The organism is Campylobacter showae CC57C, assembly GCF_000344295.2.
GTDB classification, from domain to species: domain Bacteria; phylum Campylobacterota; class Campylobacteria; order Campylobacterales; family Campylobacteraceae; genus Campylobacter_A; species Campylobacter_A showae_B.
In genome coordinates, this window is the sequence record NZ_AOTD01000273.1 from 1 (window position 1) to 11025 (window position 11025).

An 11025-nucleotide genomic window follows, 5' to 3' on the forward strand; every position below is an offset into this window, starting at 1 on the left:
AATCGTTTTACTGCTGATCGTAATTGCTTTGCTAGCTTTAAAGCTATTTAAAAAGCAAAAAATCAAGCAAACTAGATACAAAAGCGATAGCGGCAATACGGTAAAAAGCCGCGCCGAGCTCATTGTGGCAAATTGGCTATTTTACCGCGGTATAGATTTTATCTACGAGAAAAAGGTGCCGACCAAAGAGCGTGTCATTAGTGATTTTTATTTGACGCAAAGCGAAATTTATATCGAATTTTGGGGACTTGAAACACCGCAGTATCTAAAAAGAAAAAGTAAAAAGATCAAAATTTACAAGAAAAACCGCCTAAAACTTATCCAAATGAACGACGACAGCCTGCGCGATCTAAACGCGTTTTTCGCCAAAGAATTTGCAAAACTTGGCGCAAGATACCAAATCAAGCTGAGACCGTAAAATTCGTCAAACTATTTAAAATTGTTCGCACTCGTTCGAAAAAGATACCGGTTATAATAGTTTAAGTGTTGGTATTGCGATCGTGGCTGCCGATCGTAGTGTGCGTGCGATAAAACCGTTTGAGCAAGAGCGCGGATATGGTCGTTAAAAAGATTTACCGCTCGCGTAACGCTAGGCGAGTGTTTATGCTTTTAAGGTTGGCAAATTTACTCCAAAATAGTACGCAATCAGCGGCAAATTTGTTCAAATTTAGTTGCCGCGATGAAAAATGGCCCAAATCGTATCGCGCACCATTTTAAGGTTTGGCAAATTTAACAAAAATAATGACGCACAAAATTTGCCTCACGCATACTATTATCGCTAAATTTAACCTTAACATTTTCAAGATGCGGGTTATGCCCAAAATCGGTCAAATTTGATAAATCCGTAAAAATTAAACAAAAACTTACAAGCCTGGTCGCTTCGTTTAAATTTAACTAAAGTCCGTTTGCGTCACAGTTAGACGCGGCAAAAAGTCCGTAAAATCTCAAGCAAAGCCCGCGCAAAAGCCTAAATTCAAAGCTAAAAATGTATAATTACCCCAAATTTTTAAACAAGGAATAACAATGGATAGAGTAGAACAGGCCATAAACGACATCAAAAACGGCAAAATGGTCGTAATGGTCGACGATGAGGATCGCGAAAACGAGGGCGATCTGGTATTTGCGGCGACGTTTAGCGACACGCAAAAGGTAAATTTCGCCATCACTCACGCAAAAGGCGTGCTGTGTCTCGCGCTAAACGAGGAGATCGCGCGTCGTCTTGATCTAAATTTGATGGTGGATAAAAACACATCCTGCCACGAGACGGCGTTTACCGTCACGATCGACGCTAGAAACACGACTACGGGCGTGAGTGCATACGAGCGCGACGTCACGATCCGCCTAGCGGCCGATCCGATGTCAAAGCCCGAGGACTTCGTGCGCCCGGGGCATATTTTCCCGCTCATCGCTAAAAAAGGCGGCGTGCTAAGCCGCACCGGACACACCGAAGGGTCGGTCGATCTGTGCAAATACGCAGGCCTAATGCAAGCAGCCGTCATATGCGAGATCGTAAAAGAGGACGGAAATATGGCTCGCAGGCCCGATCTAGAGGCGTTTTGCGAGAAATTTGGACTAAATATGGTTTCGGTCTCCGAGCTCGTGCAGTACCGCCTAAAACACGAAAGCCTAATCGAGATAAAAGAAAAAACCGTGGCTAAGATAGCGGGCTTTGACGCCCTAAAATGCGAGATCCTGGATCACAAGGGCGAGCGCCACTATGCCTTTGTTTTTGGCGAGATAAAAGACAAAACTGCGGTCAAATTTCATCAAATTTCAAGCGACGTGGAGCTGCTTTGCTCGGATAAATTCGACGACTTGCGAGACTCGCTCGAGTATCTATCTAAAAACGGTGGCGTTGCGGTATTTTTACAGGGCGAGGAGAAGTGCGGCGGGCAGGTCAAGGACTACGGCATCGGGGCGCAAATTTTACACAAGCTAGGTGTCAGCCGTATCGAGCTTTTAAGCGCAAATAAAAACAAAGATTTCGTCGCATTAAAAGGCTTTGGGCTTGACATCGCGGGTTACAAAGAGTAACGCAAACAGCCTCGGCGAGGTAGCGCGGGCCTTTGCCAAGACGCTAAATTTGGGGCTTTTGTATGCGGATAAAAACGGCGCAATAAAATTTATAAATAAAAAATTCGAGCGAATTTTCGCTCTGGCACCAAAAATTTTTTACGGAGCAAAATTTGACGAGCTAGTCGTTGCGGCGCAGGGGCTGGGTGAGCTAAAAAGCTTTGAAAGTCTCAAAAATAGCCCGCTAAACTCGAGCGATTTTATAGTAAAAAAGGACCAAAAATGCTACAGGCTAAACGTCTCGAACGTACTTGAGGGTGGGGTGAAATTTGACGGATTTATCCTTGCTGTCACCGACGTCACGCACGAAAAGGAGCTCGAAAAAAAAGGAGCTTGAGCAAAGGCGCTCGGTGCTGGTTCACGCTAAAACCGCGCTGGTAGGCGAGATGATAAACTCCATCTCGCATCAGCAGCGCCAGCCTCTAAGCGCGCTGGGGCTGTATCTAGATAACATCGAGGAGTGCGCGAGCGAGGGCGAATTTGAGCGCATACCGGCTCAAATCGCAGCCTGCAAAAAGAGCCTAAGGCTCATGGATGAAACGATAAAGGCGTTTAGAAATTTTTATTCAAGCGGCGAGGGGGCGGCGAAATTTGACCTCGTTAATATCATAAACGAGCTTATTTTGATAGTTAGACCCGAGCTAAACTCTCACGGCATCGAGCTAAAATTTGCTCACGAGCAAGGCAAATGCGAGCTAAAAAGCGTAGCTAGCTACGTGAGGCAGATCCTGCTCTCCTTGCTCTCAAACGCCAAGGACGCTCTGATCGAAAGCGGATGCGAAACGCCGCAAATTTTGATCGAGCTAAAGAGAGCGGGCGAGCTATTTAGCGTGAGCGTGAGCGATAACGGCGGCGGCGTAAAAGCAGATAGCGATAAAATTTTCGAGCTATTTTTCACGACGAAAAATACGGGCACAGGCACGGGGCTAAGCGTGGCCAGGGAGTTAGCCGTAAAAAAGCTAGGCGGCTCGCTGGAGCTTGAAAACGCGGCAAATCCGACTAAATTTACGCTATTTTTGGGCGAAATTTAGGCGAGGCTGTAAATTTGAAAACTAGTATGCGGACTTAAGAAACACAAGTGAGAAATGAGGCTAGCGTGTATAGCAAAATAAAAAATATCTTAAACGGCGTAAATTTACTCATCGTCGAGGACGACGAGAGTCTGCGCGAAAGTATCAAAATATCGGTCGAAAACTACGTGAGCGAGGTTTATGTTTGCGCAAACGCCAAAGAGGCGCTGGAAGTTTTTAAAGCAAAGGGCGTAAATTTGGTGCTTTCCGATATCAACATGCCGTATATGAACGGGCTTGAGATGGCGGCTCGCATAAGGGGGCTGGATAAAGACGTGCCCATTATTTTTCTCACTGCATATGGTAGCGACGAAAACGTGCTTAGTGCGATAGAGCTAGGCAGCTTTGGCGTACTAAAAAAGCCGTTTGAAAAGCGCGAGCTCATCATGGAAATGAGCTTTGCGGCGAATAAATTTAAAAACGATTTTGCCCAGGTCGATCTAAAAAACGGCTTTAAATTTAACGCCTTTAGCAGGCAGCTAACAAAGGACGGCGAGCCCGTGGCACTAACTAAAAAAGAGCAAAATTTACTACATCTTTTTCTAAAAAATCAGGGCCGCGTCGTTAGCTTTGAGATGATCGAGGCGTGCGTTTGGCAGGAGGGCAGCTGCACCGCCGACGCGATACGAAGCTTTGTGTATAAACTACGCAAAAAACTCTACCCGGAACTCATCCAAAACGCGCAAGGCAGCGGATATGCGCTGATTTTGGACGGGCAAGGCGGGCGAACGGTGAGTAAAATCTGCTACATTTGAAGCTCAAACGCAAAAAGCTAAATCTAATTTTAAAGATTAAGCTTTTTGCGTTTTACGGCTTTAAAAATAAAACTCGGCGCATTTTTAGGATCGCTAGCAAGGCGGCGGCAAAATTTGAGCGCGCAAGATTAAACGAGCGGCTCAAATTAAAGCGATACAAGGCGCTTAAAATCCGTCTTTTATCAGCTGGTTTTGCGATTACCGCGCTCTGCGCGCCTAGTTTGCGACTATTTTTTATCTTGTTCGCGCCGATTTGCCTTACGATAAAATAAATAGTAATTTTTTAAATCCGTCCGTCAAAACGGCGATTTTGGCTTACTACTTAAAATTTTACGCGAAATTTGATCTAGCGTTACTTATTGATTAGTCGTAAAAAGCCTTTGATCTTTTGCGCTCTTACGCCCTCGTCCTCGTTTTCGCCAAATTGATTGCCTCCGTGCGAGTAGGGCGGCAAATCCTTTACGAAGTCCAAAATTTCGCCGAATTCTAAAATTTTGCCGTGCAGGTCGTAGCCGACGTTTAGCGCCTTGCCCTTTATCTTCGCTACGTTTGCGTGGATATGTCCGTAGAGATGGATAGCGCCGTGATGGCCGCCGTTCCACTCGCAGACGGGATAGTGAAAAAGCGCGAGCCTAAAACTTTCGCCGCCGTGTTTTAGCGCCAGCTCCTTGTAGTCGCAAATCTCTTCAAACAGTGCGTTGTTGTCGTTTTTGCACATCGTTAAAAGCTCGTCCGCGCGCTTGCGAATTTCTTGGTCGTGATTGCCTAAAATCAATACGTGCTTGCCGTTTAGGCGTTTTAAAATTTTAAGCGTCTGCTCAAAGTCCTTATGAAAGCTGACGTCGCCTAGATTATAAACCTCGTCGCAGGGATTTACGCGCGAATTCCAAAGGCGGATTAGCGTATTATCCATATCGTTTATGTTTTGAAATTTCCTAAAATTTGGATGAAATTTCATGATATTTGCGTGTCCGAAATGTAAATCCGACGTAAAATAAGTCATTTTCGCCTCCTTAAACCTACCTCGAATTTTTCGCCGCTTTTTATTTCCATTATAACCAGCCGCCCGAAAAATACCGCGCCGCAGTCCATCGCAAACACGCCGTTTCCTTTATCGTGGATTTCGTTGTCGCGATTTGGAGTGTGTCCGAAGTATATCTTTTTGCCCGTGTCGTTTTCTTGCCAAAACGGCGTCCTTCGCCACATCACGAAGTCCTCGTCTTGGCGTTCTAGCGAAATTTTAGGATTATATGCGGCGTGAACGAACAAGCTTTGCTCGGAGCTTACGATGTGAGGCATCTGCTCTATAAATTCTTTAACCTCCGGTGGAATATCCGTAAATCCGTGAGCCGTTACGCTTTTTATCGTATCTTCGCCGCCGTTATTTATCCACGTGTAGTAACTCTGCGCGTCATCCTCAAAAATAGCTTTATAAAGCATATCTTCGTGATTGCCTCTAACGTGTAAAATTTGCCGTCCTTGCGCGATGAGTTCGGCGTAGCGCAGATATAGCCCGATGCTATCCTCGCCCCTGTCGCAGCTATCGCCTAGGATTACTATTAGGTCGTTTTTGGTTAAATTTATCTTTTCAAGCATCGCGTCAAATAGTCCAAGGCAGCCGTGAAGGTCGCCGAATACGAAAATCCGCTCGAAATCGCTTTCGTTTATACGTTTAATTTTTAACATTTTTACTCTTTTGAATTAAATTTGCGGAAATTTTGGGTTAATGCGAGAATAAAGGCAAATTGATTTTACTCTATTTAGATAATAATGCGCTTAAAAATACCGCGCCCGTCCGCCGTCGCCCTAAAATTTAGGTATAATCGGACTAAAATTTTAAGGAGAAAAAATGCAAATAAATTCGCAAGAAGTAACGCAGGCGCCTGGAAATAACACCGTCTTTCAAACTTGGCTGCTAAGCGGCGACGAAAACGCCTGTAAAAAAGGCTTTGAGAGGCTTTGCGCTTTGGTGGTAAATTTAAATAAGACAGCCAAAGTAAGGTTTGGCGCGGAGGCGAACGTAAACTGCGTTATCGCCGTAGGACACGATGCGTGGCTAAAACTAGGACTCCCGCAACCGCTACCAAAAGAGCTTGTAAATTTTAAAGCGATAAAAGGCGATAAGCACGAAGCCGTGAGCACTGCGGGCGATATCCACGTGCATATTAGAGCGCTTGATGCGGCGGACTGCTTTGATATGGCGCAAAATATAAAGGCCGAACTTTTTAAATTTGCCAAGCTCGCAGACGAAACCCAGGGTTTTAAATACCACGACGGCAGGGCGATTATCGGCTTTGTAGACGGTACGGAAAATCCAAACGGCGAAGACAGGGATTATTTTGCCAAAGTCGGCGACGAGGACGCGAAATTTAAGGGCGGAAGCTATGTGTTCGTGCAAAAATATAAACACAAAATGAGAGAGTGGAATGCAACTAGCGTGAGCGAGCAAGAAAAAGTCATCGGCCGCACTAAGGCAGACGACATCGAGATGAGCGAGGATGAAAAGCCTAGCAACTCGCACTCTGCCGCGGCAAACGTAGGAGATGATAAAAAAGTCGTTCGCGGAAATATGCCTTTTGTCGAGGGAAGCATGACCGGGACGTACTTTATCGCGTATGCTAGCACGTTTTCGACGCTTGAAGCGATGCTAAATAAGATGTTTATCGGCGAGCCGCGCGGCAACTCGGATAGATTGCTTGATTTTAGCACGCCGATCACCGGAGCGCTCTTTTTCGCTCCTACTTTTGATATGCTATCAAGCTATAGCGCAGAGTAGGATTTTTCGGCTCGCGAACCCCCCTAAATTTCGTGCGTTTTGCGGGCTGACGCTTTAAATTTTGCTTTCAATAACCTCGCCGAATTCGCTTTTAAAATTTAAAACCGAGATTAGTATTTTTTCGTAAGCTTTTACCGCTAAATTTGCAAATTTTGCTTGCAAATTTACGGCATGAACCGCGCAAATATAAAATTATTTTTTCATAAAATCATACTTTCATCATACTTTTCTTATATAATCTTTTTACATCTTAAATTTAAGGGAGCAAAATGAAAAAAATCCTACTATCAAGCTTGCTAGCCTGTTCGCTCTTTGCAGCGGGCGAGGTGTATAGCCCATCGGTAAAAGACGTTTACGCCGACGCGACGTCGCAAAAAAGCATAGGCAGGCTCTTGCCGACGAACGGGGTTAAAATTTTAGCCACGCAGGGCGACCGCGTGAAAATCTCCGTTAAAGGCTACCAAAATCCGGCCGTTAGCAACGTCGTTTATTTTAGCGACTCCGAGCGCGTTATCGCCGTGGCGTTTGCCAAAACCGCGACGCCTGATATAAAGGTCGTAAAAAAGGGCACTAACGGCAAATGGGACGAGGTCGAGACCGTGGTCTATGCGCAAAAAGACGGCTTTACGAGCGATTTAGGCGGACTTTTTGCTAAGGGCGGCGAGCTATACAAAGAGAGCTGCGGAGTGTGCCATTCGCTACATCAAACCACGCACTACAAGGCAAATCAGTGGCCTAACCTGCTAAAATCGATGATCGCGCGAACTGCGATCGGCAAAGACGACGAGTGGCTGGTGATACAGTACTTGCAAAAGCACTCTGCTGATGTGAACGTGGCGAAAAAGTAAAAGCGGCGCGTAAATTTGACGAGGATTTACGCCTAACGCACCCGCAAATGGACGAGACTTGCGGGAGCTAAATTTATGAAAGTCGCGGCGAGGAAGCTTGCCGAGACGTCAAATTTATAATGTTCGGCGAAATGCTAAATTTAGCGCGTAAGACGAGATACACGCTAAATTTGAGCGGCAGCTTTGCGGCTAAACCGCGCGAACGAGGCTTTGTTTTTTAGTCCGTCAAATTTGACGCTTTGGACGAGAGAGCGGTCAGATTTGGAGTTTAAATTTGGGCCGATGCAAAGACGCGGCTCGTTTGGCTGATAAAAAGCCGAATTAAAGTCGCTTTGAAAAGAAGCGATGTGTTTTAGCCTTGCTTGCATCTGCGACTTCGCAACTGCAAGCAGAATGGTGCAGGGAGCGCTTGCGCTTCCGCTCGGAGGTCGGACTTTGTTCGACCGAGAGGTAAAAACAGGGTACCCTACGCAGTAGGGACTTTAGGTGGGTCGAGGGAGCGTAGCTCCTCGTTGCAAAGACTGGCTTTACCAGTCTGCGAAGTAAAGATAGGAGAGGAAAATGAACCTACAAAGACGAAATGTATTAAAAGGCGGAGCGGCGCTTGCGGCGGCTCCTTTGTTTTCTATCGTAACGGCGTCAAATTTACTCGGCGCCGAGCTAAATACGTCAAACGTACGTAACGGCGAGGTGCTAACGGCCGCTCACTGGGGCATGCTAAAAGTTAGCGTCAAAGACGGCAAGATCGTAAAATCAGAGCCGTTTCAAAAAACGAGCGAAGTGTATAATCCACTGCAGCACTACACCGCCGATATGGTCTATAAATCACGCATAAAATACCCTATGGTGCGCAAAAGCTACCTAGAAAATCCAGATTCGCCAAAACCCGAACTAAGAGGTAAAGACGTCTGGGTGCGCGTACGCTACGAGGACGCGATAAAACTAGTAGCTAGAGAGCTAAAAAAGACTAGAAAGCAAAAGGGGCTAGAGGGTGTGTTTGCCGGTAGCTACGGCTGGAAATCAAGCGGCAACGTACATAACTCGCGAATTTTACTTCATAGATTTATGAACCTTAGCGGCGGATTCGTGGGCTCGCTAGGCGACTACTCCACGGGTGCCAGCCAGATCATCATGCCTCACGTCGTGGGTAGCATCGAGGTATATGAGCAGCAAACCAGCTGGCCTGTGGTACTAGAAAACTCAAAAGTAGTCGTCATCTGGGGCGCGAACCCGATGGCAACCCTTCGCATAGCGTGGACTAGCACCGACGAGCAGGGCTTTAAGTATTTTGAAGAGCTAAAAAACAAAAAAGATATCAAAGTGATCATCATCGACCCTATCAGAAGCGATACGGCGCAGTACTTCGACAAGGCTCAGTGGATCGCTCCGGTGCCAAACACCGACACTGCGATGATGTTAGGCATGATGCACTACCTATACGAGAGCGGCAAATACGATAAAAACTTCATCGAAACCTATACGAGCGGCTTTGATAAGTTCCTGCCGTATCTGCTGGGTAAAACCGACGGCACGCCTAAAAATTTGGAGTGGGCGAGCAAAATTTGCGGCCTAAAAGCAAGCCTCATAAAAGAGCTTGCAGATACCTTCGCCGCTAACCGCACGATGATAATGAGCGGATGGGGCATGCAACGCGCGCATCACGGCGAGCAGCCGCACTGGGCGATGGTGACTTTGGCGGCGATGTTAGGTCAGATCGGGCTTCCTGGCGGAGGTTTTGGCCTTAGCTACCACTACTCAAACGGCGGCGCTCCGACTTGCAAGGGTGCTGTAATCGGCGGAGTAAATAGCGCAAGCGTGGGTAAATTTAACGACGAGGGCGAGTTTATCGGTACCGATAGCGGAGAATTTGACGCAAACGGCCGCTTCGTCGCTAAAGCCGCGGCGGTAGCGGGTACCGGTCAAAGCTGGCTACAAAAGGCTACAAACTATGCATTCCCGGTCGCTCGTATCGCGGACGCTCTGCTAAATCCTGGCAAAGTGATCGATCACAACGGCAAGAAAATCACGTATCCTGATATCGACTTTATCTACTGGGTCGGCGGCAATCCTTTAGCCCACCATCAAGAAACCAACCGCCTACTAGAAGCGTGGCGCAAACCTCGCACGGTAGTCGTAAACGAGGCCTACTGGACGCCGACTGCTAAGATGGCTGATATCGTATTCCCGACTACTACGGCGTACGAGCGCAACGACGTAACGATGACGGGCGACTACTCAAACATGAACATCGTACCGATGAAGCAAGTCGTGGAAAAATACGGCGAAGCGCGCGACGATTATCAAATTTTTACCGATCTTTGCAAGGCGTACGCTAAAAATTTAGTCGTAGCCTACACCGATAACGGCAAGGATGAATTTGACTGGATCAAGGAATACTACGGCGCGGCGTACGAGCAGGTCAAGGCTATACCTGATTTTGAAACCGATATGAAGCCGTTTGAGGAGTTTTGGAACGAAAATAAGCCGGTAACTTTTGCCTCGACGCCTGAGAGCGATACGTGGGTGAGATTTGGCGAGTTTAGAGAGGATCCAGTGCTAAATCCGCTAGGAACGCCAAGCGGTCTAATCGAAATTTACTCCGAAACCATCGAGAAAATGGGCTATGACGACTGCAAAGCGCATCCGATGTGGTTTGAGCCGATCGAGTGGCTAGGCATGAAAGATAAACCTGCCGAGCTACACATGCTAAGCCCGCATCCTACCGATCGCCTCCATTCGCAGCTAAATCAAACCTCTCTGCGCGAAAACTACGCGATCGCAAGCCGCGAGCCGATCTGGATACACCCTAAAGACGCCGCGAAAAAGGGCATAAAAACCGGCGATTTAGTTCGCGTGTTTAACGCGCGCGGCGAAGTGCTAGCGGGTGCCTTGGTGACGCAAGATATCAAAGAGGGCGTTGTGAAGCTCGCTGAAGGCGTATGGTACGACGGATTTGACGCGGGTCTTTGCAAAAACGGCTCGCCAAATGTGCTAACTATCGATATCCCGACTAGCAAGCTAGCTAACGGCAATATCAGTCACACCGCGCTTGTAAATATCGAGAAGTTTACGGGCAAGGCGCCTGAGCTAACGGCGTTTAGCGATCCGAAATTCGCTTAAATTTGAGGCCGCGAACTAAAATCTGCGGCTTAAATTTGATAAAACCTCGCCGGGTTAAATTTGACTCGGCGAGGCGTTTAAAATTCAGTCGTTAAATTTAACTTGAAGTGGTATAAATTTGGATTAAATTTATACCGTTTCTTCATACAAATTTACCCCTTTTTGCCCCCATTTTTGCCAGCTCAGATCTATTTTTTACAAATTTGGATCAAATTTTGCTTTTAAAGCTAAGTTTATGCTAAATTTCAATTTTATTTAACTTTGAAGGTAGTAGAATAATTTTTTAATTTAAGAAAAAATATAAGGAGAGAAAATGCGTTCTATCACGAATAAGATCGCGTTGATGCTCATCATCTCGCTGATCGTTTCGTTTGCCGCTATTT

The 11025-nt window shown here is 46.5% G+C and carries 11 protein-coding genes; 8 read left to right on the forward strand and 3 right to left on the reverse strand.

Annotated features, from left to right (window positions below):
• The first annotated feature begins 1 nt into the window (after position 1).
• The 5 genes from H740_RS12015 (at position 2) to H740_RS11365 (ending at position 3898) form a co-directional block, all read left to right on the forward strand.
• A complete protein-coding gene (locus H740_RS12015) occupies positions 2–418 on the forward strand; it encodes a hypothetical protein (RefSeq protein WP_034958174.1) in 417 nt (138 codons plus the stop codon).
• A 605-nt stretch (positions 419–1023) separates the two neighbouring features.
• Positions 1024–2034 (forward strand): bifunctional 3,4-dihydroxy-2-butanone 4-phosphate synthase/GTP cyclohydrolase II, encoded by a 1011-nt coding sequence (locus tag H740_RS11355; RefSeq protein WP_002953948.1) that lies wholly within the window; start codon positions 1024–1026, stop codon positions 2032–2034.
• Positions 2009–2410: a PAS domain-containing protein gene (locus H740_RS12340; RefSeq protein ID WP_002953949.1), complete on the forward strand. Its 402-nt coding sequence runs from the start codon at positions 2009–2011 to the stop codon at positions 2408–2410. The genes H740_RS11355 and H740_RS12340 overlap by 26 nt, the downstream gene beginning before the upstream one ends.
• Before the next feature lie 13 nt (positions 2411–2423).
• Complete coding sequence (locus H740_RS12345; protein WP_002953950.1) at positions 2424–3104, forward strand: sensor histidine kinase; 681 nt, start codon at positions 2424–2426, stop codon at positions 3102–3104.
• Between the two features lie 47 nt (positions 3105–3151).
• The gene (locus tag H740_RS11365) at positions 3152–3898 is read left to right on the forward strand and encodes a response regulator transcription factor (RefSeq protein ID WP_002953951.1); all 747 of its coding nucleotides are present in this window, start codon (positions 3152–3154) and stop codon (positions 3896–3898) included.
• A gap of 352 nt (positions 3899–4250) precedes the next feature.
• On the opposite strand, the gene H740_RS11375 is transcribed toward H740_RS11365, so the two are convergent.
• Together H740_RS11375 and H740_RS11380 are read right to left on the reverse strand one after the other, a co-directional pair.
• The gene (locus H740_RS11375; RefSeq protein ID WP_002953953.1) at positions 4251–4901 is read right to left on the reverse strand and encodes a metallophosphoesterase family protein; all 651 of its coding nucleotides are present in this window, start codon (positions 4899–4901) and stop codon (positions 4251–4253) included.
• Positions 4898–5584 carry a metallophosphoesterase gene (locus H740_RS11380; protein ID WP_002953954.1) on the reverse strand — a complete coding sequence of 229 codons (687 nt, stop codon included), beginning with the start codon at positions 5582–5584 and terminating at the stop codon, positions 4898–4900. The genes H740_RS11375 and H740_RS11380 overlap by 4 nt, the downstream gene beginning before the upstream one ends.
• 163 nt (positions 5585–5747) lie before the next feature.
• Between H740_RS11380 and H740_RS11385 the strand changes: the two genes are divergently transcribed.
• Positions 5748–6674: a Dyp-type peroxidase gene (locus tag H740_RS11385; protein WP_002953955.1), complete on the forward strand. Its 927-nt coding sequence runs from the start codon at positions 5748–5750 to the stop codon at positions 6672–6674.
• Between the two features lie 269 nt (positions 6675–6943).
• A complete protein-coding gene (locus tag H740_RS11390) occupies positions 6944–7522 on the forward strand; it encodes a hypothetical protein (protein ID WP_002953956.1) in 579 nt (192 codons plus the stop codon).
• 164 nt (positions 7523–7686) lie between these two features.
• On the opposite strand, the gene H740_RS11395 is transcribed toward H740_RS11390, so the two are convergent.
• Positions 7687–7890, reverse strand: a complete 204-nt coding sequence (locus H740_RS11395; protein WP_002953957.1) for a hypothetical protein — start codon at positions 7888–7890, stop codon at positions 7687–7689.
• A gap of 193 nt (positions 7891–8083) precedes the next feature.
• Here H740_RS11395 and H740_RS11400 point away from each other — a divergent pair, with 193 nt between their 5' ends.
• Positions 8084–10642, forward strand: coding sequence for a molybdopterin-dependent oxidoreductase (locus tag H740_RS11400; RefSeq protein ID WP_002953958.1), 2559 nt, complete (start codon positions 8084–8086; stop codon positions 10640–10642).
• Positions 10643–11025: the final 383 nt, after the last annotated feature.